This window comes from Nocardia sp. NPDC050717, assembly GCF_040654275.1.
Taxonomy (GTDB): Bacteria; Actinomycetota; Actinomycetes; order Mycobacteriales; family Mycobacteriaceae; genus Nocardia.
On sequence record NZ_JBFAHR010000026.1, the window covers coordinates 1 to 25,260 of the forward strand.

21 protein-coding genes and 1 riboswitch are annotated in these 25,260 nt (G+C 69.7%); of the genes, 13 read left to right on the top strand and 8 right to left on the bottom strand.

Going from position 1 to position 25,260, the window contains the following annotated elements; genetic code table 11:
* Nucleotides 1–239: 239 nt before the first annotated feature.
* Together AB0H56_RS30675 and AB0H56_RS30680 are read left to right on the top strand one after the other, a co-directional pair.
* On the top strand, nt 240–707 hold the full coding sequence (locus AB0H56_RS30675; protein WP_357169994.1) for a flavin reductase family protein: 468 nt from the start codon (nt 240–242) through the stop codon (nt 705–707).
* 15 nt (nt 708–722) lie between these two features.
* Complete coding sequence (locus tag AB0H56_RS30680; protein ID WP_357169900.1) at nt 723–1,031, top strand: hypothetical protein; 309 nt, start codon at nt 723–725, stop codon at nt 1,029–1,031.
* A gap of 19 nt (nt 1,032–1,050) precedes the next feature.
* Here AB0H56_RS30680 and AB0H56_RS30685 read toward each other — a convergent pair whose 3' ends face one another.
* Complete coding sequence (locus AB0H56_RS30685) at nt 1,051–1,587, bottom strand: excalibur calcium-binding domain-containing protein (protein ID WP_357169903.1); 537 nt, start codon at nt 1,585–1,587, stop codon at nt 1,051–1,053.
* A 163-nt stretch (nt 1,588–1,750) separates the two neighbouring features.
* Nucleotides 1,751–3,064: an aminotransferase class V-fold PLP-dependent enzyme gene (locus AB0H56_RS30690; RefSeq protein WP_357169906.1), complete on the bottom strand. Its 1,314-nt coding sequence runs from the start codon at nt 3,062–3,064 to the stop codon at nt 1,751–1,753.
* Between the two features lie 45 nt (nt 3,065–3,109).
* A riboswitch (SAM riboswitch) is annotated at nt 3,110–3,224 on the bottom strand.
* Nucleotides 3,225–3,487: 263 nt separating this feature from the next.
* Here AB0H56_RS30690 and AB0H56_RS30695 point away from each other — a divergent pair.
* The 8 genes from AB0H56_RS30695 (at nt 3,488) to AB0H56_RS30730 (ending at nt 17,089) form a co-directional block, all read left to right on the top strand.
* Entirely contained in the window at nt 3,488–4,618 is a 1,131-nt protein-coding gene (locus tag AB0H56_RS30695; protein WP_357169909.1) for an ATP-binding protein, read from the top strand.
* A 24-nt stretch (nt 4,619–4,642) separates the two neighbouring features.
* Entirely contained in the window at nt 4,643–6,835 is a 2,193-nt protein-coding gene (locus AB0H56_RS30700; protein WP_357169912.1) for a S8 family peptidase, read from the top strand.
* Nucleotides 6,828–8,243 carry a hypothetical protein gene (locus AB0H56_RS30705; RefSeq protein ID WP_357169915.1) on the top strand — a complete coding sequence of 472 codons (1,416 nt, stop codon included), beginning with the start codon at nt 6,828–6,830 and terminating at the stop codon, nt 8,241–8,243. Before AB0H56_RS30700 ends, AB0H56_RS30705 begins: the two co-directional genes overlap by 8 nt.
* A 310-nt stretch (nt 8,244–8,553) precedes the next feature.
* On the top strand, nt 8,554–8,793 hold the full coding sequence (locus AB0H56_RS30710; protein ID WP_357169918.1) for a hypothetical protein: 240 nt from the start codon (nt 8,554–8,556) through the stop codon (nt 8,791–8,793).
* Nucleotides 8,790–11,105, top strand: a complete 2,316-nt coding sequence (locus AB0H56_RS30715; RefSeq protein WP_357169921.1) for an N-6 DNA methylase — start codon at nt 8,790–8,792, stop codon at nt 11,103–11,105. The genes AB0H56_RS30710 and AB0H56_RS30715 overlap by 4 nt, the downstream gene beginning before the upstream one ends.
* A gap of 114 nt (nt 11,106–11,219) precedes the next feature.
* On the top strand, nt 11,220–11,654 hold the full coding sequence (locus tag AB0H56_RS30720; protein ID WP_357169924.1) for a MarR family transcriptional regulator: 435 nt from the start codon (nt 11,220–11,222) through the stop codon (nt 11,652–11,654).
* Nucleotides 11,655–11,810: 156 nt separating this feature from the next.
* Nucleotides 11,811–15,734: a Pls/PosA family non-ribosomal peptide synthetase gene (locus AB0H56_RS30725; RefSeq protein WP_357169927.1), complete on the top strand. Its 3,924-nt coding sequence runs from the start codon at nt 11,811–11,813 to the stop codon at nt 15,732–15,734.
* Nucleotides 15,734–17,089 (top strand): M1 family metallopeptidase, encoded by a 1,356-nt coding sequence (locus tag AB0H56_RS30730; protein ID WP_357169930.1) that lies wholly within the window; start codon nt 15,734–15,736, stop codon nt 17,087–17,089. Before AB0H56_RS30725 ends, AB0H56_RS30730 begins: the two co-directional genes overlap by 1 nt.
* On the opposite strand, the gene AB0H56_RS30735 is transcribed toward AB0H56_RS30730, so the two are convergent.
* Together AB0H56_RS30735 and AB0H56_RS30740 are read right to left on the bottom strand one after the other, a co-directional pair.
* On the bottom strand, nt 17,074–17,259 hold the full coding sequence (locus tag AB0H56_RS30735) for a hypothetical protein (protein ID WP_110041425.1): 186 nt from the start codon (nt 17,257–17,259) through the stop codon (nt 17,074–17,076). The genes AB0H56_RS30730 and AB0H56_RS30735 overlap by 16 nt on opposite strands.
* A 38-nt stretch (nt 17,260–17,297) precedes the next feature.
* A complete protein-coding gene (locus AB0H56_RS30740; protein WP_357169933.1) occupies nt 17,298–17,750 on the bottom strand; it encodes a DUF2752 domain-containing protein in 453 nt (150 codons plus the stop codon).
* 207 nt (nt 17,751–17,957) lie between these two features.
* Between AB0H56_RS30740 and AB0H56_RS30745 the strand changes: the two genes are divergently transcribed.
* Nucleotides 17,958–19,010: an alpha/beta fold hydrolase gene (locus AB0H56_RS30745; protein WP_357169936.1), complete on the top strand. Its 1,053-nt coding sequence runs from the start codon at nt 17,958–17,960 to the stop codon at nt 19,008–19,010.
* 91 nt (nt 19,011–19,101) lie between these two features.
* Here the strand turns inward: AB0H56_RS30745 and AB0H56_RS30750 are convergent, their stop codons facing one another.
* Both AB0H56_RS30750 and AB0H56_RS30755 read right to left on the bottom strand, forming a co-directional pair.
* A complete protein-coding gene (locus AB0H56_RS30750) occupies nt 19,102–20,454 on the bottom strand; it encodes a prolyl oligopeptidase family serine peptidase (RefSeq protein WP_357169939.1) in 1,353 nt (450 codons plus the stop codon).
* 9 nt (nt 20,455–20,463) lie between these two features.
* Nucleotides 20,464–21,045 (bottom strand): helix-turn-helix domain-containing protein, encoded by a 582-nt coding sequence (locus tag AB0H56_RS30755; RefSeq protein ID WP_110041427.1) that lies wholly within the window; start codon nt 21,043–21,045, stop codon nt 20,464–20,466.
* Between the two features lie 124 nt (nt 21,046–21,169).
* On the opposite strand from AB0H56_RS30755, the gene AB0H56_RS30760 reads away from it, so the two are divergent.
* Nucleotides 21,170–21,865 carry a DUF2993 domain-containing protein gene (locus AB0H56_RS30760; protein WP_357169943.1) on the top strand — a complete coding sequence of 232 codons (696 nt, stop codon included), beginning with the start codon at nt 21,170–21,172 and terminating at the stop codon, nt 21,863–21,865.
* A gap of 114 nt (nt 21,866–21,979) precedes the next feature.
* Here the strand turns inward: AB0H56_RS30760 and AB0H56_RS30765 are convergent, their stop codons facing one another.
* Nucleotides 21,980–22,531: a dihydrofolate reductase family protein gene (locus AB0H56_RS30765; RefSeq protein WP_357169946.1), complete on the bottom strand. Its 552-nt coding sequence runs from the start codon at nt 22,529–22,531 to the stop codon at nt 21,980–21,982.
* Nucleotides 22,532–22,608: 77 nt separating this feature from the next.
* Complete coding sequence (locus tag AB0H56_RS30770) at nt 22,609–24,531, bottom strand: acyl-CoA dehydrogenase family protein (RefSeq protein ID WP_357169949.1); 1,923 nt, start codon at nt 24,529–24,531, stop codon at nt 22,609–22,611.
* Nucleotides 24,532–24,626: 95 nt separating this feature from the next.
* Here AB0H56_RS30770 and AB0H56_RS30775 point away from each other — a divergent pair, with 95 nt between their 5' ends.
* On the top strand, nt 24,627–25,253 hold the full coding sequence (locus AB0H56_RS30775) for a TetR/AcrR family transcriptional regulator (protein ID WP_357169952.1): 627 nt from the start codon (nt 24,627–24,629) through the stop codon (nt 25,251–25,253).
* Nucleotides 25,254–25,260: the final 7 nt, after the last annotated feature.

The window sequence follows — 25,260 nt, forward strand, 5'->3', positions numbered from 1 at the left end:
CTGGCCGGGTACGTCTTCGGCGAAAACCTGGGCGAGACACTCGACTTCGCGGAGAACCTGGAGACCGGCATGGTCGGCGTTGCCTGATCGGCGGGACAGGAGGGGCCGCGACCTCGAGCGCGCCAGCGCTCCGACAAACACAGTAGGTTGGGGCGGTGGGTGAAGTGCGACGTACTCCGGCAGACCTGGTGGTGCCCGACGATCTGAGCGGCATCACGGCCGAGCAATATCGGGCGTCGATGCGCCACTATCCGGCCGGTGTCACCGTCGTCACGATCGGCGGGGCGAGCGGGCCGGTCGGCTTCACCGCCACCTCGTTCGCGTCGCTGTCGCTGGCCCCGCCGCTGGTGTCGTTCAACATCGCGCACACCTCGTCGAGCATCGACGCCCTGCGCGCCGCCGACTCGGTCGTCATCCATTTCCTCGGCGAGCACCAGCACCACCTGGCCCACCGCTTCTCCCGCTCCGCCGCCGACCGCTTCACCGACCGCGCCCTGTGGACCACCCTCGACACGGGCGAGCCCGTCCTGCACGGCACCCCCATCTGGCTGCGCACCACCATCCACCAGCTCATCGACATCGGCGACCACACCCTCGCCGTCGGCCTTGTCACCCGAGTCCACGACGAAACCCAGGACTCCCCCGCCGCCGCCCCCCTCCTCTACTACAACGGCACCTACCACCGCCCCACCGCCCTCGACACCTGAACGGATCTGCCGCGAATGCGCGAATTCCGCGTCACCGGCGTGTATCCGGTCGGCTTCGAGCGCAACACTTTTGTGGTCGGGTCCGCGGCAGGCACGTTCGAGATCGGGGACCGCGTGGAACTCCGTCGCTCGGGCGAAGTACTGGCGCATGGCACGCTGAACGGGATGCATATCCATCGATCGCCGCGTGGTGAGTTCTCGTTCGTCTTCTCGGACGAGGTCGCGCAGCAGGTGCGCGCTGGTGATGTCATCACGGTGGTGCAGACCTCATCTATTCAGCGCGCGACGCCCGCTGCGGGCGGGGGGCGCCCCGAGGCGAGCTGATCAATCCCGACGGCCTCGCCTACTCGCAGGCCACGCCGTCGTTGTCGCGATCCAGGTCGGATCGGTAGCCGGGCTCGCCGCGGTGGAGTGGGGCAGCGCCGGCGGCGCGCGCGGCCGCGCAGTTCCGGTAGTACGCGCTGGGCGCCTGCGGTTCCGGCTCCGGGACCGCTGCGACGCGGGGAGCCGGCGGCGGCGCGGGCACCGTGGTCGTCGGCGTCGGGATGATCACCGGCGGCGGCACGTAGGCAGTGGTGGTTGTCGGCGGCACGGGTATCACCGGAATCTCGACGGTCGTGCTCGGCGCGATGGTCGCGGCGCTGACCTCGGTTGTCGTCGGTGTCGGCGAGGTGGTGGTCGAAGTTCTTGTGGTGGTCGATGTTTCAGCAGGCCGAGTCGTCGACGTCGTGGCAGCCACCGAAGACGGCTTCTCCTCGGCGATGCTGCCGAGCACCCCGAGGCCGAGCACTCCGGCGACACCGACCCCCGCGATCATCGGCCAGCGACGCTTCTTGTCCTGCGGCCTGGGCGGACGGGCCCACGGATCGGGCGGTTGCATCGGTCGAGTCACTGAATCCCCTTGGTGGTCGTACGTTCCTTGGGGCGTTCATCGCGACCGATCGACGGGCCGTTACCCAATCCATCTATGGGTCAAACCTTTTCGATCTTGATAGTTCGATCGCGGCCCGGTCGCAACGATGGCCGGGCCGCGACCGGACAATTCAGCCGATCAGGCAGGGGGCGGCGCCGAGGGCGTCGGGGGTGAGGGGGCGGGTTTCGGGGGTGGGGTTCCAGTGGGCGCCGGTGGCGGTGTAGGTCCAGGTGGGGCCGGTGGTGACGAGGCGGGTGACGGCGTCGACGAGACGGTCGACGTCGGCGACGGTGGTGCCGAGGCCGATGCTGGCGCGCAGGGCCGCGTCGAGGCCGAGGTGGGACAGGAGGGGGTGGGCGCAGAATCGGCCGTCGCGGACGCCGATGGCGTGTTCGGCGGAGAGGTAGGCGGCGACCTGACCGGGGGCGTAATCGGCGACGGTGAAACAGACGATGCCGACGGTGTCGGGGCTGTCGGACCAGATGCGGACCAGCTCGACGCCGGGCAGCGCGGACAGTCCCTCGCGCAGCCGGTCGGCCAGGAAACGTTCGTGCGCGACGAGTTCGTCGGGATCGATCGCGGCGAGCGCGTCACAGGCGGCGGCGATGGCGGCCGCGCCGAGCACGTTCGGCGACCCGGCCTCGTGCCGCTGCGGCGCCGCGGCCCAGTCGACCCGATCCACGCCGACCTCGCGCACCGCTCCGCCGCCTGCCAGGTACGGCGCCCCGGCGTCGAGCCAGTCCCGGCGCCCGACCAGCACCCCGCTGCCGAACGGCGCGTACAGCTTGTGCCCGGAGAAGGCGAGGTAGTCGATCCCGCTCTCGCGCAGGGAGATCCGGCGGTGCGGAGCCAACTGCGCCGCGTCGACGAGGATCCGCGCACCGCACTGGTGCGCGATGGTGGCCAGCCGCTCCAGCGGCAGCACCTCACCGGTGACATTCGAGGCACCCGTCACCGCGAGCAGAGCAGCGGGCCTGCTGCACAATTCGCCGATGACGGCGCGAATGGTCTCCTCGACGGTGTCGGCGGCCCGCACGACCCGGCGCCCGTGCGCGGTCCACGGCAGGAAGTTCGCGTGGTGTTCGATGTCGAGCACCACGGTCTCCCCCGGCACGCATCCGGCCAGCAGGTTCAGCGAATCGGTGGTGTTGCGGGTGAACACGACGACCTGGTCGTCGCAGGCGTCGAGGAACCGCGCCACCGAGCCGCGCGAGGCCTCGTAGCACTCGGTGGAGATCCGCGAGGCGTAGCCCGCGCCGCGGTGCACGCTGGCGTAGTACGGCAGCAGCTGCGAGATCCGGTCGGTGACCTGCCGCAACGCGGGCGCGCTCGCCGCGTAGTCGAAGTTGGCGTAGGTGCTGTCGCCACCTTGCACGAGCGGTACGCGCAGGTCGGCGCCGGAGACGGCGGCCAGGGCACAGGTGGGGTCGATTACTGCGGTCATCACGAAATCCCGTCGGCTCAGGGACCCGGTTCATCGAAGAAGGCGAGTCCGCGCTTGCCGCGCCCACTGCGGACGGCGGCCTGGTCGTCACCCGGAGCACCCCACCGCGGAGGAGGGTTGCCGACCAGCTAGCCGGGGCTTGACGCTGGTACTCGTGACCTGTGAACGAGAGTGACAGACGATCACGCCGGCTGTCAACCACCGATCGGCGCGCCCGGAGCGCCACGAATCGCCGACGCCGGGACCGCGCCCAACTAGCATCCGACGAAGGCGACAGCTACGCCGACGACTCGGCAGATCAACGTGGCGCTGCGGGTGGGTTCTGATGTCAAACCGGTACACGAGGGGTGAACTTTGCCCGCGATGGACGCCGTACGATCGAGTGAAGCGAAATCAGTCCATGTCATCGATCGGAAGAACACCATGTCACACGCCCTGAGCTCCACACCGGCGGACGTGAACGCCGATCTCTCGGACGAATTCGTCCACCTGGCCCGGTTGGCGCTCGCCGGCCGCGAACAGGACGTCACGATGTTCGTCCGCCGGGCGGCGCGACGGCACCGCACCGACCTGCCCGCCCTCGCCGAGGCCCTGATCGGCCTGCTCCGGCAGAACCCGACCCGGGCCAACCCGCTGCGCGCCGACCTCGACACCCCGATCCCCGTCGACGGCGACAGCCGCCTGCCGTTGCTCCGCGTGCTCCCGCCCGGTGGCACCGTCGAGGTGCCGATCCTGCCGCCGAGCACCTATCGCGTGCTCACCCAGGTGATCGAGGAGCGGGCGCAGGCCGACCGGCTCGCCGCCGCCGATCTCACCCCGGCCCGCAGCCTGCTGTTCGTCGGCCCGCCCGGCGTCGGCAAGACCATGGCCGCCGCCTGGCTCGCGCACCAGCTGTCGTTGCCGCTGGTCGTGCTCGACCTGGCCACGATCATGAGCAGCCTGCTCGGCAAGACCGGCACCAACCTGCGCCACGCCATCGACTATGCCAAGCACCGCCCGTGCGTGCTGCTGCTCGACGAGCTCGACGCGATCGCCAAGCGCCGCGACGACGATCGCGATGTCGGCGAGCTGAAACGCCTTGTCACCGTGCTGCTTCAGCAGATCGACGACTGGCCTGCCGACGCGGGCCTGGTGATCGGCGCGACCAATCACGCCGAACTGCTGGACCGCGCGGTCTGGCGGCGCTTCGACGTGACGGTCACCTTCGACCTGCCCGAGTCCGAGCAGCGCGGTGAGGCGATCCGTCGTTTCGCCGGGCAGCCGCTGCCCGACGCCGCGGTGGACGCGGCCGCGATCGCGTCGAAGGGCTTGTCGTTCAACGACATCGAGCGCACGATGCTGCGCCTGCGGCGCCGGTGCGTCTTGGAGGACCAGCCGCTGCCCGGACTGATTGCCGAGCATTCCGCGCATCTGGTAGCTGAACTTCCGCGAACGGATCGGTTACAGCTGGCACAGAAGCTCGTCGGCGTGTCAGGCTTGTCTCAGCGCCAGATCAGCGCACTGACGGGGGTGTCGCGCGATACCCTCCGTGGTTTCACGCATCAACGGCAATAGCACGCTCGCTGGGGGGATTTCGGGGTGGCCGGACCGCGGTTTCTGATCGGCTTCGGCGAGCGGCTGACCGCGCCGATCGTGGCCGGCCGAGGTGGCGGCGCTCCGCCACCGCCGTACACCGTCGCGCAGGCGCGGGCCCGGCTGGCGCCGATGGTGCGGGCGGCGGTGGACAGCGCGGTGACGCTGCCGAAGGTCGCCTGCCCCGACGACGAGACGGTCACCGCGGTCACGCTGCATCCCCAGTACGCGTCGAAGAGCGGCTATCCCACCAGGCTGCTCGCGGCGATGGATTTCGAACCGCTGGGCAGCAGGCCGGTGACCGTGCCCGCCGAGACCGGATCACGCGCGAGCACGCTGCTCTTCCTCGCGACGACGCGCGCCAACCTGCGCCTGCTCGACGCCCGGATCCACGCCGAAACTCCGCTGCGCGGAACTGAACTCGGCATCGTCAGCCTGGCCGAATTCCGGCTCAACGCACCCGCCGACCGGCTGCGGCTCACGTCGGCGCGGCCCGAGGCGGAGACCGTGGCCGAGCTGGTGCTGCACTCCGACCGCGACATCGCGTTGCAGGGACTGCTCGACTTCTCCCGCGATCTCGACCTCGAGGTGGCCATCGATCGCAGGCTCGACAACGGCGGCCTCGCCTTCGTCCCGGTCACCGGCACCGTCGCCGCCGTCACCGAGCTGGCGGGCTACTCCTTCACCAGGGTGATCCGCCGGATGCCGCGCATGCGCACCCAGCTGGGACGCGATTCCCACGCCACCGCAACGCTTTCCACCTTCCGCCCGGAGCTGCCGACGGCAGAGCCAACCGATCGGGAGATCACCGTCGCGGTGTTCGACGGCGGGCTGCCGTCGCGCACGCCGCTGCACCGCTGGGTCGACGCGCACACCTTCGCTGACAGCGCCGCGCCACAGCGCGCGTTCCTCGAGCACGGCCACCGCGTCACCTCGGCGCTGCTGTTCGGCAGTGTGGATCCCGCAGCGCCGGTGCCGATTCCGTACGGCTACGTCGACCACTATCAGGTGCTCGACTCCGACACCGACGACGACCAGTGCGAGCTGTACGCGGCGATCGACCGCATCGACAGCGTGCTCCGCCAGCGCAAATACGAGTTCGTGAACGTGAGCATCGGCCCCGAGCTGCCGATCGAGGACGACGAGGTGCACGCCTGGACCGCGTTCTGGGACGACTACCTCAGCGACGGCACCACCCTGGCCACCATCGCCGTCGGCAACAACGGCGAAGCGGATCGGCCCAGTGGCAACGCGCGCGTGCAGGTTCCGGCCGACAGCGTCAACGCGCTCGCGGTCGGCTCCTCGGATCGCACCGGCACGCAGTGGACGCGCGCGCCCTATTCGGCGATCGGGCCCGGCCGCTCGCCGGGCACGGTGAAGCCCGATCTGCTCGCCTTCGGCGGCAGCGATCACGAGCCGTTCCAGGTGGTCGGCCCGGACGGTTTCGCGCGGCCGGATTCCGGCACCAGCTTCGCGGCGCCGATGGCCATGCGCGCCGCGCTGGGCGCGCGAACCCTGTTCGGCCCGAAGCTGGGAGCGCTCGACCTGAAGGCGCTGCTCGTCCACACCGCCGAACGACGCAGCAGCTCACCGGATTCCGACTCCGGCCACGGCCGCCTCGCCGCCACCCTGGCCGACCTCGTGCTGTGCGGCGACGGTGAGGCACGGGTGCTCTACCAGGGCGAACTCACTCCGGCGAAGTACCTGCGCGCGCAGATCCCGCTGCCTGCGGCCCTGCCCGCGGGGATGGTGCGCATTCGCGCCACCCTGGTCTACGCGACCGCGGTCGATCCGGCCGATCCGGGCAGCTACACCCGCAGCGGACTCGACGTCACCTTCCGGCCACACGACGAGAAGTTCGCCGAGCCCACCAGGATCCACCCCGATTCGGCGCCGTTCTTCCGCGCCACCGACCTCGACCCCGAATCCGCGCTGCGGCGCACCGCCCACAAATGGGACACCGTGCTGCACGCCGAACGCAGCAAGCGGGTCAACAGCCTGCGCAATCCCGTGTTCGACATCCATCACAACGCGCGGCAAGCTGGTCACCCCACGAGCGCGGCGCAGCCGATCCGGTACTCGATGGTGATCACGGTGCGCCACGCGAAGGTCGACGACCTGTACGAGCGGGTGCTCAGCGCCTACGTCACACAGCTGGAAGCACTGCGCCCGACCGTGGACATTCCGCTCGATGTCTGAGTTTCCGGCCGAGATCTTCGTCGACCCGATCGCCGCGCGCCGGCTGAGCTGCCAGAGCGTGTACCGCCTGCAGCACCTGGGTGCGCGCACATTCCCCTGGCAGGAGGAGACGTTCACCGAACTCCTGCTCGGGCATCTGACCGGCGTGGACTACCGCATCGACGCGGCCTGCCCGGATTGCGTTCCGCCGCAACGGTGCGCGGCGTGGCGGCCTGCCACACCGGCAGCGGGCGCCGGTGGGCTGCGGCTGCTCACCCGGCCGGAGGAGGGCGGCAACAAGCGGCGCGACAGGCGCGGCGTGGGCGCCGACTTCGTCTACAGCGTGCAGGAACCCACCGGTGCGCGCGAAGTGCGGATGCTCATCCAGGCCAAGCGGGCCAGGCACGGCGCACCGATCAAGGCAGGCGCCCTCCCCGCGGCACAGCGGGCGGACCTGCTCGACGCGGCGACGCACTTCGGCGCGACCGCCTACTACCTGTTCTACGCGGAGTCGGCGTCGGCGCACGTCGGGCACGTCACCCGATGCGTGGAGCACGTCAGCCCCTCGGACACCGCCATCGTGATCGTGGCCGCGCACGTCTTGCGCCGCCTCTTCGACGAGGAGGGGCTGCGCTCGGTGGCCCCGGAATCCGTCTTCGCCGAGGGCCGCACCCTGATGTGCCTGGACGGGTGCACCCCGCGCGGTGGCGCCGCACCGATCGGGATCGCCGGTTCGTCGGCATTCGATCGTCTCCTCGGTTTCGTCCAGGAGGACACGCCGGACTACCGCCCGGTTCGGCTCACTCAGGCCACCGGCGCCCCGGCGACTGATCCGCCCGCCACCGGCCGGCCACTCGGGGATTCAGCGCCCGGCCACGAGCTCCCCACCGTCGTCGCGGTCCTGGGCAAACGCGCCAAACCACCCCGCCGCCCGCCGCCCGGCCGGGTGACCCGGGGCGGTCAGCAGGTGCGCGACGGCGAGATCCTGTGGGTCGACCTGGGCGACTGGGTGCCCGCGGACCCCGCCGAGGACGGCCCCGGATCGCCGTCCGCCGACCGGGCACCGCAGCCGGACGATGTCGTCCCGGCCGACAGTCCGAAGCCCGGCCGGGAACGGGCGGGCTACGGCTGGTACCCCGGCATCAGTCCCGCGCGGCTGCGCGATTCGGCACGCATGTACTGGCGGCTGTCCCTCGCCAGGGCCGTGCACCTGCGCTACCTCGTCGCCTGGGCACACGGGGAGATCCGCGCGATCTACCGGATCATCGACGACTCGCTGATCATCCACCACGATCACGAGGGCAAGGTGTCGTTCGAGCTGACCGAACTCGACCCCGAATCACCCGTCGCACGCCAGGTCGCGCACCGAACGGCCACCTACCTCGCGGCCCGTAAACCCGGCGCCCGCAACGTCGTCGGCTATCCCTGAGCGCGCTCGAAGCCCACTGTCCCAGTCCCCTGGGGTCCGAGGTGCGCGTTCAGTCGTGTACCCAGGGCGTCAGCGCTAGGTCGAAGAGCGCGCTCAGGCAAATTGCGTACTGGTACTACGCACCTGTCAGCAGACGTTGCACGTACCTCCGGCAACGTCTGAATCTGTGCAGGTACTGGTGATTCATTGACACGATCCATGAAAACCGACGCTCCGGCACAGGTCAGGCTGAAAAGTGACAATTAGAGACTTCCGGCGGGAAGTGGCACTGTTGTTCCTACCGGCGAACTGCCAAAAGATTGAGGGGACAATGCCTTCCGCTAACAACAACCTGCCTGATCGCCCGAGGACTCTGGGGACCGGCACCGACCCGATCGAAGCCGCGATCATCGACGGCACGTTGACATGGCGCAAGACCTTCATCCTGATGGCGATCCGCACGCCAGGCAGGTTCATCGCCCTCCTGGTCGCCGTTGTGGTGGTGCTCGCCCCCGGCAAGCTCGCGGACGCGTACTCGATGCTGGCACCGCTGGTCGGGGGACTCCGATGACCGACCCGGACAACGACGAGCGCAGGGTCTCGCAGACCGAACTCGCCGGAATGATCGACGTCAAGCTCGGCACCATCAGCAACTGGGTCCGACGTGACCTGGGCTTTCCGCAGGGCCGCAGCGAACGTGGCTCGGTGACGTACTCGGTGCGGGAGGTACTGCCATGGCTAGACGCCCGCCCCGTCCCGGCCGGACTGCAACAGCCCACAGACGCGCCGGATATCACGTACGGCGACCGCCTCAGGAACTCCCTGGCCACCGAAGCACTCACCACCGAGCCGCGGGACCTGCCCCGGCTGTCGGATCCCACGAAGCTTGCCGACCGGACCGCGCGGACCGTCGGTGCGCTGGTGCAGACATTGAAGGACGAGTTCCACCCCCGCAGCAGCATCGACACCGACAAGCTCGACGCGGCACTGCTGTTGACCTTCGTCTGGATCTGCGACCGCGCGTCATGGCAGCTCATGGAAGCAGGCCGGGGCGGGGTCACGGGGATCGTCGCCGGGGTCGGCGCAGCACTGCGCAAATTCGGCATCGACGCCGCGGCGGTGGAGCCGATCACGAGGTTGTCCGCGACGAGTGAGGAATCACACGGGCGGCTGGTTCGTCGTTGCGCCAACCTGGGAGTGCTGGGATTCGAGTCGATCCTGTCGAGGAGGGAGGACCAGCGGACGGCGAGCGCGCTGGACTACCGGACACCACCGGAGATCGCGACTTTGATGGGGCTCGCCGCGATCCCCGCCGACGGCGCGCCACACACGGTCGCCGACCCCTACGCCCGCCAGGGCGAACTCGCCATGGCCGTGCCCGCGCCGGCAGGCCAGGACGGTCCGAAACTGACAGTATCGGTGGCGGATCAGCAGACCGCCCGGCGCACCCGCATGCACATGCTGGTGCGTGGACGGACGGCGACGATCGAGGTCGGCGCCGGTGCGCAACCGTGGCGTCGGCGCACGGCCCAGAAGTTCGACGCCGTCGTCACCAATCCGCCGTTCAATCAGCATCTCGGCCGAGATGATCGGGACGGCTGGCAGTACGGGACCCCGCAGGAGGACAACGCCAACCTCGCCTGGGTGCAGACTGCGCTCCGCCTGAGCACCGGCCATGCGGTGGTGCTGATGCCGGTGGCCGCCACCGTACGGGGGCGCGGCACCGAGGAGGACCCTCGGCACGGACTGGTCACCTCGGGCGCCCTGCGCGCGGTGATCCGACTGTCGGGCGACCTGCTGAAATTCTCACCCGCGGACACCACGGTGTGGGTGCTCGGTCCCGAACGTTCGGCGGACCCGACGATCGTCTTCGTCGACGCCACCGGGCTCAAACGCAAGCAGCGCGGCCAGGACCGGCCACGCCTGGTCGCAGTGACCGAGATCGACCTGGCCGTTCGCGAACTCGGCGCGCAGGCTCCCGGCGTGGTCCGAGATCTCACACACCGCATCGCACCCGACGACACGGTGCTTGGCCGAGCGGTCGCGGTGCGGGCGAGTGAGGTTGCCGCGCAAGGCTTCATGCTCACCCCGCACACCTATCTCGAGCTGAAGGGCGGGAGCGCGGACGCGCAGTGGTCGGTGCTGGACAAGGCCGCGGCCGACGCCGCCACCGCGCGCAACGACGTACTGGCACACCTGCGCACCACACCGTCGCGCTGCCGCCCTGGCACTTCGACCGACTGGCAGACCAAACTCTTGGCGGAGATCTGCCGGCTGACGATGGGTCCGTCGGCACTACGCCAATCCCACCTCGCCGAATCCGGACAGGGCGGCCTGCCGATCCTGCGCCCGCGCAATATCGACCAGCGCCGGATCAGCACCGATGGGCTGGATGTGGCAACGCCCATGGCGACCTCGGAGTTCAAAGAGTGGGTGACCTCGGGTGGCGACATCGTGTTGGTCCGCGCCGGACAGATACACAAGGCCGCGCTGGTCGAAGGGGACTTCACCGGTTTGATCGACTCGAATCTCGTCCGCCTCCGCGTCCGCACCGTCGCCGAACAGCGGAGCCTGGGGTCGGAGGAGCCGGTGGAGGTCGACCCTCGCTATCTCCTCGAATTCTTGCTCCGCGGCGCGGGTATCGCGCAGATCCGGGCGACCGCGTCGGTAAACGTGGTGCCCTCGATCGGGGTGCGCAAGCTCGGCACCTTCCTGATCGGCCTGCCGCCGATCGAGGAACAACGGCGGATCGCCGCGTTTCTCACCGCGCAGGAGGAACGCATCGTCGCGTTGCGCACGGCGCTGTCCGCCGAAGAGGCGTTGCGTGCCGAGCTCGCGGATCGATTGATGACCGGAGCGCTCGCCGTCGACGAGCAGCTGTAGCCGGCGCCGATTGCAATCGCGTTGCCCGGTGACTGCTCGGCTCCACGGTAGAACTGCTCAATGATCGCGAAGCCAAATGATTGAGTTACCCCACTATCTGTTAGAGTGGCTGTCATGTCCTCGAACCCGAACGCCGTCCGCGGCCTGCCGCGCTACCCGGTGTACGCGCTCGGACGGCTCACCAAGGCGCTGCACGCCGAGATCGACGTCCCCTTGCGCGATCACTGGGTGCTCACCTTCATCGCGGAGAACGCGGACCTGACCCAGAAGAAGGTCGGCGACGCGCTCGGTATCGACCGCAGTGAAGTGGTCCGGTTGATCGACGCGCTGGAGCGCGGCGGCCTGGTCGAACGCGCCCGCGACGGCAAGGACCGGCGCAAGTACCGGCTGCGGATCACCGACGCCGGGCGCAAGCAGTGCAAGCGCACCGACCGCCTGATCGCCGACGCCACCGCGCGGGTGCTCGAGCGGCTCGACCCCGCCGAACAGCGGCAGCTGCACCAGCTCGCCCTCACCGCGCTGGGCGAGATCCCGGAATCACCCTCGTGACCGGCGCCGACGGCACGCCTCGCGCTGCCGTCCGAGCGCTCACCTCCCGAGTACCGTTGGCATCTGGTGACCATCCTGTTTGCCCTCCGGTAACCCGACCGTGAAATGACTGACGACACCGATGGGGGTCAACCGATGAGAGGTGGACTGAGCACGATGCTCGAGCCACGCACTGAGGAACCGGCCAGGTTGCGTGATCCGCTGTTACGCGCCGACCTGGCCGCGCCGCCGCGCACCCTGGTCGACATCCTCACCAGCACCGCGCTGGCCCACCCCGACGCACCGGCCATCGACGACGGCGCCGTGGTGCTCACCTACCTGGAACTGATCGCGGCGATCGAGGCCAGGATGGTCGAGCTCACCGCCGCGGGCGTGCACCCGGGCGACCGGGTCGGCGTGCGGATGCCCTCCGGCTCGGCCGCGCTGTATGTCACCATCCTGGCCGTGCTGTACTGCGGCGCCGCGTACGTGCCCGTCGACGCCGACGACCCCGAGGAGCGCGCCAAGCTGGTCTTCGGCGAGGCCAGGGTGAGCGCGATGGCCACCGCCGACGGCATCGAATCGGCCACGACCACGGCGGGCCGCCCGCCCACCTCGGACTGGAACACCCTGCCGAGCCCGGCCGACGACGCCTGGATCATCTTCACCTCCGGGTCGACCGGCACCCCGAAGGGTGTCGCGGTGACCCACCGCAATGCCGCCGCCTTCGTCGACGCCGAGGCCAACCTGTTCCTTCGACAGGCCCCGATCGGCCCCGGCGACCGCGTGCTGGCCGGGCTTTCGGTCGCCTTCGACGCCTCGTGCGAGGAGATGTGGCTGGCCTGGCGCCACGGCGCCTGCCTGGTCCCCGCCCCGCGCGACCTCGTCCGCACCGGCGCCGACCTCGGCCCCTGGCTGATGCGCCGCGAGATCAGCATCGTCTCCACCGTGCCGACACTGGCCGCGACCTGGCCCGCCGAGGCACTCGACTCGGTGCGGCTGCTGATCTTCGGCGGCGAGGCGGTCCCGCCGGAGCTGGCCGAACGCCTCGCCGGCGGTGCCGACCGCGAGGTGTGGAACACCTACGGCCCCACCGAGGCCACGGTCGTCGCCTGCGCCGCGCTGCTCGACGGCACCATGCCGATCCGCATCGGCCTGCCGCTGGACGGCTGGGACCTCACCGTCGTCGACCCGCAGGGTCAGCCGGTGCCGGTGGGTGAGACCGGGGAACTCGTGATCGGCGGCGTCGGCCTCGCCCGCTACCTGGACCCGGCCAAGGACGCCGAGAAGTACGCCCCGCTGCCCTCGCTCGGCTGGGAACGCGCCTATCGCAGCGGCGACCTGGTACGCAACGACCCCGACGGCCTGATCTTCCTCGGCCGCGCCGACGACCAGATCAAGATCGGCGGCCGCCGCATCGAGCTCGGCGAGCTCGACAACGCCCTGCAACACCTGCCCGGCGTCAGCGGCGCGGCCGCCGCGATCCGGACGACCAAGGCGGGCAACAAGATCCTGGTCGGCTACCTCACCGGACCCGGACCCGACTACGACGTCAAGAAGGCCAGAGAGATTCTGGCCGAACAACTTCCGGCCCCGCTGGTGCCGCGCCTCGCGATCGTCGCCGACCTGCCGACCCGCACCTCGGGCAAGGTCGACCGCAATGCCCTGCCCTGGCCGCTGCCCAGCACCGAGGAGCCCGCCGAATCCGGGCTCGGCGGCACCGCGGCCTGGGTCGCCGGCCTGTGGGACGCCATCCTCGGCGCCGAACCCACCGACCTCGACGCCGACTTCTTCGATCTGGGCGGCGGCTCGCTGGCGGCCGCGCAGCTGGTCGGTGCGCTGCGCGAGCGGTACCCGCACGTCACCGTCGCCGATCTCTACGAGCATCCGCGCCTCGGCTCGCTGGTCCAGTTGCTCGACGGCAGCGCGCCGGTGGCCGCCGTCGACGAGCGGGTGGTGGCACCGACGCCGCTGCGCGCGCAGCTCACCCAGGTGCTGGCCACCATCCCGCTCACCACCCTCACCGGCCTGCAGTGGGTCACCTGGCTGGCCGTGGTGTCGGCCGTCGCAGGCTGGTCCGGCTCGCTGCCGTGGCTGCCCCGGCTGTCCTGGTGGTGGATCGCGCTGGCCTTCGTGCTGTTCATCTCGCCGCTGGGCCGGATGACGCTGTGCGTGGCGGGTTCCCGCGTGCTGCTCGCGGGGCTGCGCCCCGGCACCTACCCGCGCGGCTCCTCGGTGCACCTGCGGCTGTGGGCCGCCGTGCGCCTGTCGGAGGCCAGCGGCGCCGAAAGCCTCTCCGGCGCACCGCTGATGGTGCCCTTCGCCCGCGCGCTCGGCGCGAAGATCGGCAAGGGCGTCGACCTGCACACCCTGCCGCCGGTCACCGGCATGCTCGAACTCGGTGACGGCGCGAGCGTGGAACCCGAGGTGGACCTGTCCGGCTACTGGGTCGACGGCGACGTCGTGCACATCGGTGGCATCACCATCGGTGACGGCGCGGTGATCGGCGCCCGCTCGATCCTGTTGCCCGGCACCAAGATCGGTAAGAAGGCCGAGATCGCACCCGGTTCCGCGGTCTCGGGCAAGGTGAAGGCCGAACAGGAATGGGCAGGCTCCCCCGCCACCAAGACCGGCAAGGCCACCCACCGCTGGCCCGACCACACCCCCGATCGCGCCAGGCACTGGCTGATCGTGTTCGGCCTGTCCTCGATGGCGCTGGCGGCCATGCCCGTGCTCGGCTTGGCCGTCGGCGGCACGTTCATCGCCTGGTGGGTGCGCGAGGAGACGACCATCGGCGCCGCCGCGCTGCGCGGTTTCGCCATCCTGCCGGTCGCCACGCTGCTCAGCCTCGCGGTGTACGCGGTCGCGACCGTGCTCGCGGTGCGCATGCTCGGCATCGGCCTGCGCGAGGGATATCACCCGGTCCGCAGCCGCACCGGCTGGCAGGTCTGGGCCACCGAGCGCCTGCTCGACTCGGCCCGCACATTCCTGTTCCCGCTCTACGCGAGCCTGCTCACCCCCATCTGGCTGCGCCTGCTCGGCGCGAAGATCGGCAAGAACGTCGAGGCGTCGACGGTGCTGTTGCTGCCCAAGTTCACCGTCGTCTCCGACGGCGCGTTCCTGGCCGACGACACCATGATCGCCAGCTACGAACTCGGCGGCGGCTGGCTGCGGATCGGGGAGGCCAAGGTCGGCAAGCGCGCCTTCCTCGGCAACTCCGGCATGACCGCGCCGGGGCGCCGGGTGCCCAAGAACGGCTTGGTCGCGGTGCTGTCGGCGGCGCCGACCAAGGCCAAGGCGGGCTCGTCGTGGCTGGGCAGCCCGCCGGTGCGGCTGCGCCGCGCGACCGAATCCAGCGACACCTCGCGCACGTTCGATCCGCCGCTGCGGTTGAAGCTGGCCCGCGCGTTCGTCGAGACCTGCCGGCTGATTCCGGTGATGGTCACCTTCGCCATCGGCCTCGGCGTGCTGTTCACCCTCGCCCTGATCGCGCAGCACTCCGACTACCTCGTCGCGGCGCTGCTGTCCGGCCTGGTGCTGATGGCGGCGGGCGCGGTGGCAGGCGCGATCGCGGTGGCCGCGAAGTGGTTGCTGGTCGGCCGGATTCGCGCCGTCGAGCATCCGCTGTGGAGCTCGTTCGTGTGGCGCAACGAGGTCTCCGACGCGTTCGTCGAGACCGTCGCCGCGCCCTGGTTCGCCAGGGCAGCCACGGGTACTCCCGTGATGAACCTGTGGCTGCGTGGACTCGGTGCCAAGATCGGTCGCGGGGTATGGTGCGAGTCCTATTGGCTACCGGAGGCGGACCTCGTGACACTCGGTGACGGCGCGACCGTGGAGCGCGGTTGTGTGGTGCAGACCCATCTGTTCCACGACCGCATCATGTCCATGGACACGGTGACCCTCGACGCGGGCGCCACCCTCGGCCCGCACTGTGTCGCGCTGCCCGCCGCCCACATCGGCGCCGGCGCCACCATCGGCCCCGCGTCGCTGGTGATGCGCGGTGACGTGGTGCCCCCGTCGACCCGCTGGTGGGGCAACCCCATCTCGCCGTGGACCGACACCGCCGCGACGCCGGAGTCGAGGCAGCGCGGAGCCGCCTGATGCGGAGCAAGTTCTACGAGGCCCCGATCGACGACTACCTACCCCAGAACGGAAACCGCGGCTACCGCGTCTCCAGGTACGAACTGGAGCTGAGCTACAAGCCCGCCAGCAATCGCCTGGCCGGGCGCGCGGTGGTCATCGCGGTGACCACCGCGGTGCGGTCCTGGTTCACCCTCGACCTGTCCCAGTCGCTGACCGTGTCGAAAGTGTTCGTAAACGGGGCCAAGGCCGCCAAGTTCGCGCACCAGCACAACAAGCTCTCGGTCACCCCGCAGCAGAAGATTCCCGCGGGCGGGGTCCTGGAGATCACCGTTCAGTACGCGGGCACGCCGAAACCGGTGCGCGGGCCGTGGGGCGAGGTCGGCTGGGAGGAGCTCACCGAGGGCGCGCTGGTGGCGAGCCAGCCCAACGGCGCGGCGTCCTGGTTCCCGTGTGACGACCACCCGAGTTCCAAAGCGTCCTACCGGATCTCGATCACCACCGACAGCCCCTTCTACGCCGTCGCCAACGGCACCCTGATGCGCAAGCAGGCCAAGGCCAGCCAGACGACCTGGGTGTACGAGCAGCCCGAGCCGATGGCCAGCTACCTGGCGACGATCCAGATCGGCAACTACCGCAAGTACCGGATCGGCGCGCCCGGCGAGCCGGTGCCGATGCAGGCCGTCGTCCCGCCGCGGCTACGCGCGAACTTCGAGCACGACTTCGCCAGGCAGCCGCAGATGATGGCGCTGTTCACCGAGAAGTTCGGGCCGTACCCGTTCGATGGCTACACGGTGGTCGTCACCGACGACGAGCTCGACATCCCGATCGAGGCGCAGGGCATCTCGGTGTTCGGCGCCAATCACTGTGACGGCAAGCGCGGTTCGGAGCGTCTGGTCGCGCACGAGCTGGCCCACCAGTGGTTCGGCAACAGCCTGACGTTGAAGCAGTGGCGCGACATCTGGCTGCACGAGGGCTTCGCCTGTTACGCGGAGTGGATCTGGTCCGAAGCGGCGGGCGGCCCGACCGCCGACCAGCTGGCCAGGGCCGCCCGGACCAATCTGGCGCGGCAGCCGCAGGACATCGTCATCGGCGACCCCGGTCCGAAGGACATGTTCGACGACCGCGTCTACAAGCGCGGCGCGCTCACCCTGCACGCGCTACGCCTGGAGCTGCGCGACCATCTGTTCTTCGAACTCGTCCGGGAGTGGACCGCGCGCTATCGCCACGGCTCGGTGACGACGGAGGAATTCGTCGATCTGGCAGGCCATTACAGCGTGGCCCCGCTGCGTCCACTGTTCGCGCTCTGGCTGGGCACCAAGCCGCTGCCGACGCTCCCGCCGCTGGGCGGGTCGGCGCATCAGAACACCAGGTAGCGCTGAGCCAGTTCCTCGACGAGGGGATCGTCGGAGGGCACCATCTCCAAGGCCTCGAGGTCGTCGGCGACCGAGATGCTCCTGGTGTCGTCGCGCTCTGGGTCGGGGCCGTCCTCGGCCAGCTGGCGCAACAGCTTCTGCCGGACTCGATCCTTCAGTGAATCGCGCATACGTCCAGACTGCCCGCCCGACGGCGCGGGCACCAGTATCAGACGGGGGTGAGCCAGGTTCCCCACGGCGTGTTGCGCAACACGGTATAGGCGGTGAGCACTCCGACGAACGACCACACCGTCACCGCGCTCAACCCGGGCAGGCGCCACCGTTCGCCCCGGCGCGCGCGCAGCGCCCAGTCGACGACGAACACCGCGAACGCGATGACCAGCGGCAACGCCAGGATGTTGCTGTGCAGCGAGTCGAGCACGCGCCCGTCGGTGAGATTGTGCATCGCCCGCATGCCGCCGCAGCCGGGGCAGTACACCCCGAACAGCGCGTAGACCGGGCACAGCCCGTAGGACCCCTCGACGTGTGGATCGCGGACATGCAGCAACGCCAGCGTGCCGATGCCGAGCCCGGCCGTGACCAGCGGCGGAGCCAGCCGTCGCCAGAGCGGCGGCAGCGTCTCCGTGCTCGTGTTCTCTGCCATGACCGGCGTGCTGTCCACGCTCCCACGGTACTGGGGCCGGGACGAGGTCGTCCAGCGCGCGTCGGGCGGCGAGACGCTGTAATTTTCCGGGGATTTCGGGCGATTTCACAGTGTCAGCGCGTCGCGTGACCCCGTTCACAACAAATGGGACACTGTGACCCGCTAACACTAGCTAGCACCCCAGCACGCACTGTACGGTGGCCTACGACACAAAGGAGTGCCGACATGCTAGCGAAGTCGATGATGACGCTCGGCGGCGTGAGTGCCCGGTTCCGCACCGGACTGCGTACCCGTGGTTTCGCCACCGCGAAGCTCAACGCCCCCGCCACCGCGCCACAGGTCGTCCCGGTGACCACCGCGGACGGCGCCGATCTCCGGGTCCACGTCTACGGGCCCGACACCGCACCGACCCTGGTTCTCATCCACGGCTGGGCCTGCAGCATCGAATACTGGAACCCGCAGCTCAACGCCTTCGCCGGCGAGTACCGCGTGGTCGCCTACGACCAGCGCGGCCACGGCGAATCGACGCTCGGCACCGCCGCTCCCAGCGAGCACACCCTGGCCGACGACCTCGCCGCCGTCCTCGACGCGACGCTGCGTCCGGGCGAGAAGGCCGTGCTGGCCGGGCACAGCATGGGCGGCCTGACCATCCAGGCCTGGGCCAAGCACCACCCCGAGCAGGTCGGTGAACGTGCCGCGGCGGTGCTGCTGGCCAACACCGCCAACGGCGACATCCGCTGGGAAACCGACATGCTGCCGGTGCTGAACAAGCAGCTCATGCTCGCCGACTACCCGGTCACCCTGCTCGGCGCGCCGGTACGGATGCCGCAACAGGTGAGCGAGTCGCTGCTGTTCGCGCCGCTGCCGATCCCCGGCGGCTGGTTCACCGAGCAGCTGTTCCGGTACCGGATCCTCACCCCGGAGGCCAGCGCCGAGGAGATCGCCTTCGCGATCGGCATCATCCGCTCGTGCCGTCCGCTCGCCCGCGGCCGCCACGCCGCCGCCATGGCCGACATGGACCTGTCGGAGGGCACCGCCAACCTGACCGTGCCGACGACCGTGATCGCGGGCGCCAAGGACCGGCTGCTCCCGCAGCGCATGTCCCGGCCGATCGTCGACATCCTGCGCCGCACGGGCCATCTGGCCGATGTGCACGTGCTGCCGCACGGCCATCTCGGCAACATCGAGGACACCGACGCCTTCGACGCGATCCTGCGCCAGATCCTGCGTTCGGCCACCTACTCTCGGGCCACCCGCCGCAACGTCGCCGCCAACTGACCCGAGTCGGTTCTCCTGGGTCCGGTCAACGGCGATCGGCTCAGGGGTAACGCGAGACCCCGACCCTCCCAGGGTCGGGGTCTTTCCTTTCTCAGGGCAGCAGCAGCCCCCAGTACAGCGCCCACAGTGTGAAACCGACGCCGCCACACATGAGCAGCACCCACCGCGTCCGCGCCCCGGCCGACCCGCCGCCACCCCTGGCGACGACGAACCCCAGCGCGACCACCGCGCACACCGCGATCACCTGCAGAGCCACCCACGGCAGCGTGCGCCCGAACAGCAGCGGGCCGAACGAGGTCGCCCGCGTCGAGGCGACCCACAACAGTTGCGCGATCGTGCCGAGCACACCGATACCGGCCGTCACGACCAGAATCCGGGCCGGGCCGGGGTTCGGCAGACGCCACGCGCGCACGAGACCGGTCAGCGCGTACCCCGCGAGGGCGAGCACCGTCGTCACCAGGACCGCGAGCAGCGCCGCCGGCGATTCCCACCACGCCAGTGGGTTCAACGGTGATACCGAATGCGCTTGCGCCGCAGGTCTGTCCGCGGACCTGTCGGCCGAGGCCGGTAGCGCGTTCACCCAATCGCCCATGAGCTCGGCGTAGCCGGGAGCCAGGTCCTTGCCCTTGTCGAACCCGTCGGTCGTCGTGAAACCGCCGTGCTGCGCGTTGGGCAGCGTGCGCAGTGTGTAGTTCGTCTTGCCGACGCGGTCGAACGCTTCCTGGAAGCCGCGCAGACTGTCACCGGGCGGGGTCAGCCGATCCAGCTCGCCCCAGATTCCGAGCACCGGCTGGCGGATGCTCTCCAGGACCGGCGTCGGGTCGTAGTCGGCCTGGGCGAACAGGCCCGCCCCGGCCGACACGCGAATCGCGTTGCGCCCCAGCCTGTCCATCATCGAACCGCGCACGCCGCCCGCCGCGAATCTGGTCTCGTTGGCCCAGTTCTGCTGTGCGGCGGGCGCGCCCGAGTTGGCGCCGATGGTGATCAGGAACGCGACATCGGCCGAGCGTGCCGTGGCCATCGGCGCGACCCAGCCACCTTCGGACAAGCCCCAGAGCCCCACCTTCGCCGGATCGACTTCGGGCCGCGCCCGCAGCGCCGCGACGCCGGCGAGCGCGTCCTCGGCGAGCAGGGAGTAGTCGCGGTGGGCCGGGGTGTAGCCCTCGGTGCGCTTGGCGTAGGTCAACGCGACGATGCCCTGACGCGCCAATGCCGCGGCGACCTGGGCGTATTGCGGACTGGGCGAGGTCCCCGAGCCGTGCACGAGCACGACGCCGGGGCGGCCGGTGGCGTCGGCCGGCGCGTGGATCGTGCCGGTGGTGGTGGTCCCGTCGGACCGGCCGAACGTGATATCGATGGTGGTCGGCCCGTCCGCCCGCGCGACCGGCGCACCGGCTACGACGGCGGCGATCATGCCGGTGAGCAGGGCTGTTCGCAGAAGCACGGTCGATCTCTATTCGTTGTCGGTCATCCCTGGCGCCGGGAAGGCGAGGAAGCGGGTCAGCACCCGGCGCGTGCCTGGCCGCCCTTCGGCGTGCGTGGCCTGGAAGCGTTTGAGCAGAGCGAGGTAGTCCTCGCAGAAGGCCTCGAGTTCCTCGGGGGTCGCGTAGATCGCGCCGCGCGAGAAGGGCATCACATCGCCCCACTCGCCCAGTTCCTCCCGCTCAGCCAGGAAGCGCTGGAACGTCTCGACGTCCTCGGTGATGTACTGCGCGACAAGCCCTTCCAGCAGTTCGCGCATCTCCGGCGACTGCGTCTTGTCGAGCCGATACCGCAGATCCTTCGGCGGCGAACGCCACCAGCGCTCCTTGCCCTTCGCCAGTTCCGGAGCCTCCTCGATGAATCCGTGCTCGGCGAGTTGACGCAGGTGATAACTGGTGGCCCCGGTGTTCTCGCCGAGCAGCGCGCCCAAGGCGGTGGCCGTGGCGGGCCCTTTCTCCGCGAGCGCGCGAAGGATGCGCTGCCGCAACGGATGTGCCAGTGCCCTGAGTGTGACGGGATCGGTGATCTCCCTGGGTGCTACTTCCTCGGCCATACATGCACACTACTCTTTGCATAGACTTCTATGCAAAGATTTTTCTGCATGTTCACGCACGCCGGTTCCCGACACCGGTCGCCGATCCACAGCATGATGGTGTGATGGCCGAAGGGGTGAGCGCATGCGCGCAGTGCTGATTTTGCTCGTCGTGCTCATGATCGCGCTGGTCGTCGGCGATCGAGTCGCGGTCGTGATGGCGCAGAACGAGATCGGCCGCCAGGTCGCCGCCGAGTACGAGCTGCCCCAGCGCCCCGATGTCACGATCGGCGGCTACCCGTTCCTGACCCAGGCCGTCGACGGCATCTACCAGGACATCGACATCCGGGTCGGCGACTGGAGCGGCCAGGACATCTCCGTTCGCGACCTGGACGTCGCGCTCACCGATGTCACCGCGTCGCTGTCCGACGTGCTGAACCGCCGTGGTTCGAACCTGGTCGCCGCGACGGCGACGGCCACCGCCGTCGTCCCGTACGACGTCGTGCGCACCTTCGCCCCGTCCAGCGTCGAATCGATCTCCGACAGTCCGGAAGGGCTGCGCGTCAACGGAACCTTTCCCGTCGCCGGTCTCTCCGTTCCCGCCACGGTCTTCGTCACCGTCACCCCAGTCGACGGCGGCATCGAGGTCACGCCCGTCTCGGCCCAACCCGCGATCGGCGGCCCCACGATCCCGCTGTCCTTGCTCCGCAGCACACTGACCTTCGTCGTCCCCCTGCGCCAGCTCCCCTTCGGCGCCCGCCTCACCGGCATCGAACCGGAGGCCGACGGCCTGCACGCCACGGCCGTCGCCCACGACGTCCGCCTGACCGATACCCCCTGAGAAGCTCCGCCACCGCGTGCGTCGGCCCACGCGTACTCGCGGGCGAACCCCTCGATCCGCCCGCGAGCGCGGAACCATCCGGCCGCTGCCGAACGGCGGTCGCCCCCCGGCGAACTAGCCTTCGACGGCGTAGCGCGAATAGACCACCCACCCGTCGAGCGCCCTGGACTCGACCAGTCGCAGCCGCGGCACCTCGTACCCGTCCGGGAACAACCGCTTGCCCGCGCCTTGCACGGTCGGATAGGCGAACAAGCGGTACTCGTCGACCAACCCCGCCTCGATCAGCGCATGGCAGAGCCGGATGCTTCCGGTCACCACGATGTCCGCACCCGGCGCCGCCTTGAGCTCGGCGACCCGCTCCACCGGATCACCGGCGAGCACCGTCGAGTTCTGCCATCCCGGCTCGGTCATCGTGGCCGACACGACGTACTTGTGCTGCCGGTTCAGCGACTCGGTGATCCCGGTCCGGTCGTCGACCTGCTCGGGCCAGTACCCGCGAAAATCCTCGAAGGTCCGCCTGCCGAGCACCAGCGCGTCGGACGCGGCGGTCTGCCGGTGCAGTTCGGCGAGCTGCTCGGCATTGCTCGCCGTCGGATCGAACCAGTCACCGAGCATCTCCACCGCACCGTCGAGGGTGATGTTCTGCGTGATCGCCAGTGTGCGCACGAAGCCTCCTCGTTCGGCTGAACCCTCTTTCAGTAGAGACTGCGCGGCCATGGCGAACTCATCGGTCGACGATTCTCCTACGGGTTCATCTCGTAGACCCCCGCCAGCGATCGCGCCTCGGCGTACACCCGCTCGAAGCGCCGCTCGTCAGCGACCGGGCGGCGCACGAGGTCCATGGCGCGCTTCTGTTGCGCGGGTGTGGCAGCCGGCTTCCCGTGCAGCGCGACAGCGTGCCGGGAGAACTCACGGACGAAGCCGTCGAACAACTGGTCGAGCACCGCGCGGTCGGCGCCTTCGATGCGCGCCTGCTCGAGCACCAGCTGCGCGTAGGGCACCGCCGTGAACAGCTCCCCGATCACGAACAGGAAGTCGACATCGCGCTGCTGCCGTGCGGTCGGGCCCGCGGCGGCGAGCAGCGCCTGAAAGGCTCGCACCTGCTCGAGGAACACCGCGACATTGGGCACCTCGGCGAATTCCTCGAACACCGGCAGCCAGTCCGCGAAGCGCACCTTGCCGAGCCCAGAGCTGGGCCCCTGCCGGAACAGGAATTCGTCGTCGGCGCCGTCGCGCCTGGTCGGCACCGGAGCGTAAGCGGCGCCTGCGAATTCGTCGCGCAGCGGCTTGAGCACCGCGCCCGCGCGCGGGGCGAGCTTGCGGCTCGACCACGACAGCGCGCTCGCGACGGCCCGCGTCGTCGCCGCCGGAGCGATCGCGGCGCCGGGCAGCGAACGCAGCACCGCCAGCCCGGCGTCAACGGGATGGAACATGTAATTGGCCATGAACTTCAGCGACAACGCCATATTGACGTGCACGGTGCCCTCCAGCCGGGGCAGGCCGAACATGGCGGTCATCGCGATCGGGAAGTACATGTCGTTCTCGAAGCCGCGCGCCGCGATCACATCGGCGAGGTCCTCGATGACGCGCTGCCCCTGCCTGGTCACCGACATCTTCTCGATCGCGTTGAACAGCAGATAGCGCCGGTCGTCCTCGTTGGCCGAACGCATGTAGTCGACGGCCCGCTCGCTGTAGAGCTTCATGCCGATCAGCCGGGCGTAGGTGTCGGTGATCAGCGCGCGGACCTGCGGGAACTCGGTCACCCGGTGGCCGAACAGGATGCGGTTGTCGGCATGGTCGACGGCCTCGTAGAAGGCGTGCTCACAGGCGCCGATCGCGCCGAAGCCGAGATTGAACTTGCCGATGTTCACGGTGTTCATCGCGGCGTGGAAGGCGTCCTCGCCGGTGTGCAGGATGTCCTCCTCGGCGACCGGATAATTGTCCAGCTCGAACGCGGCGACGTAGATCTGCGAGGCCACCACGTTCTTGCGCAACTGGTAGGCCTCGTGCTGACTGTCGGCGACGAAGAACAGGTAGCCCTCGTAGTCGGCATCGGTCGGCTTCTGCCGCATCGCCGCGGCGCTGTCGATGATCGGCTTGTCCGAGCGGCGGCCGAAGACCGACACCATCCTGGCCAGGTTGCCGTTGCCGATGTAGTACTTCGCGCCGGTGGCGGTGAAGGTGCCGTCGGCCTGCGGGTCGACGATCATGTCGGTGGAGTACACGTCGGCGCCGTGCTGCTGCTCGGACAGGCCGAAGGCGAAGATCTCCCCGGCGTCCAGCTGCGCGGCCGCCTTGCGCTTGGCGGCGACGTTGCCGCTCTGCCAGATCGGCCCGAGGCCGAGGATGGTGACCTGCCAGATGTACCAGTACGTCATCCCGTAGAAGCCGAAGATCTGGCTGAGCGCGGCGTTGCGCGCGGTGTCCCAGCGCTTGTCCGGGTCGCCGTCGGCGAACTCGGCCGGGGTGAGGAAGGTCGCGAACACCTTCTCCCGCTGCACGAAGTCGACGAACTCCGCGGGCCACACCCGCTCGTGATCGTCGCGGATCAGCCGCTGCTTGCCGCGGGCCTCGAACCACTCCACGACGGTGCGCAGCAGCGCACGCGTGGCCGGGTCGAACTGCGCGAAATCGCTGTTCTTCGGGTGGAACAGGGCCTGGGACATCATCGACTCCTCATCGGAAGACCACTTCCTACATCACTGTAGTAAATCTTCCAACACGAATGAAGGAAAAAAGTCGCATTGCTAAGGTGGTGAGCGTGGGTAGCGAGACAGCCGTGGCGCGGCGACGAAGAGCCGCACACCTGGGCCCGGAACGTCGCCGCCCCCAGGTGCTCGATGCCGCGCTGGCCATCGCCGTCGAGAGCGGCGTCGCCGGGGTGACCATGGGCGCCGTCGCCGACCGGATGGGCGTCACCCGGCCCGTCGTCTACGCCTGCTTCCCCGACCGCGTCCAGCTCATCGAGGCCCTCCTCGAGCGCGAGGAGAACTACCTCATCTCCGGCGTGATCGAGGTCCTGCCGCCGCGCACCACGAACGCCGACGAGACCGTCTTCGTCGAAGGATTCCGCGCCCTCCTACACAAGGCCGCGAGCCGCCCCGACGCCTGGCGCCTCGTCTACGGCAACCCCGACCCCGCCGTCGCCGGCTCCTTCGGCCGCGGCCGCCAACTCGCCGTCACCCGCTGCACCGCCCTGCTCCGCCCCACCCTGCACGCCTGGGGCACCGAGAACGCCGACCACAAACTCCCCGCCCTGGCCGAACTCTGGGTCTCCGCCGGCGAAGGCGCCGTCCGCACCCTCCTGGCCACCGAAACCCCCTGGACCCCCGACACCCTCGGCGAATTCATCGGCGCCGCCGTCTACCGAGCCATGCGCGCCGCCTGAGCAACGC

What these genes read in the sequence shown, in the direction of transcription:
- AB0H56_RS30675 (WP_357169994.1), top strand. Translation starts at nt 240, where the DNA reads ATGCGCCACTATCCGGCCGGTGTCACCGTCGTCACGATCGGCGGGGCG.
- AB0H56_RS30680 (WP_357169900.1), top strand. Translation starts at nt 723, where the DNA reads ATGCGCGAATTCCGCGTCACCGGCGTGTATCCGGTCGGCTTCGAGCGC.
- AB0H56_RS30685 (WP_357169903.1), bottom strand. Translation starts at nt 1,587, where the DNA reads ATGCAACCGCCCGATCCGTGGGCCCGTCCGCCCAGGCCGCAGGACAAG.
- AB0H56_RS30690 (WP_357169906.1), bottom strand. Translation starts at nt 3,064, where the DNA reads ATGACCGCAGTAATCGACCCCACCTGTGCCCTGGCCGCCGTCTCCGGC.
- AB0H56_RS30695 (WP_357169909.1), top strand. Translation starts at nt 3,488, where the DNA reads ATGTCACACGCCCTGAGCTCCACACCGGCGGACGTGAACGCCGATCTC.
- AB0H56_RS30705 (WP_357169915.1), top strand. Translation starts at nt 6,828, where the DNA reads ATGTCTGAGTTTCCGGCCGAGATCTTCGTCGACCCGATCGCCGCGCGC.
- AB0H56_RS30710 (WP_357169918.1), top strand. Translation starts at nt 8,554, where the DNA reads ATGCCTTCCGCTAACAACAACCTGCCTGATCGCCCGAGGACTCTGGGG.
- AB0H56_RS30715 (WP_357169921.1), top strand. Translation starts at nt 8,790, where the DNA reads ATGACCGACCCGGACAACGACGAGCGCAGGGTCTCGCAGACCGAACTC.
- AB0H56_RS30720 (WP_357169924.1), top strand. Translation starts at nt 11,220, where the DNA reads ATGTCCTCGAACCCGAACGCCGTCCGCGGCCTGCCGCGCTACCCGGTG.
- AB0H56_RS30725 (WP_357169927.1), top strand. Translation starts at nt 11,811, where the DNA reads ATGCTCGAGCCACGCACTGAGGAACCGGCCAGGTTGCGTGATCCGCTG.
- AB0H56_RS30730 (WP_357169930.1), top strand. Translation starts at nt 15,734, where the DNA reads ATGCGGAGCAAGTTCTACGAGGCCCCGATCGACGACTACCTACCCCAG.
- AB0H56_RS30735 (WP_110041425.1), bottom strand. Translation starts at nt 17,259, where the DNA reads ATGCGCGATTCACTGAAGGATCGAGTCCGGCAGAAGCTGTTGCGCCAG.
- AB0H56_RS30745 (WP_357169936.1), top strand. Translation starts at nt 17,958, where the DNA reads ATGCTAGCGAAGTCGATGATGACGCTCGGCGGCGTGAGTGCCCGGTTC.
- AB0H56_RS30755 (WP_110041427.1), bottom strand. Translation starts at nt 21,045, where the DNA reads ATGGCCGAGGAAGTAGCACCCAGGGAGATCACCGATCCCGTCACACTC.
- AB0H56_RS30760 (WP_357169943.1), top strand. Translation starts at nt 21,170, where the DNA reads ATGCGCGCAGTGCTGATTTTGCTCGTCGTGCTCATGATCGCGCTGGTC.
- AB0H56_RS30770 (WP_357169949.1), bottom strand. Translation starts at nt 24,531, where the DNA reads ATGTCCCAGGCCCTGTTCCACCCGAAGAACAGCGATTTCGCGCAGTTC.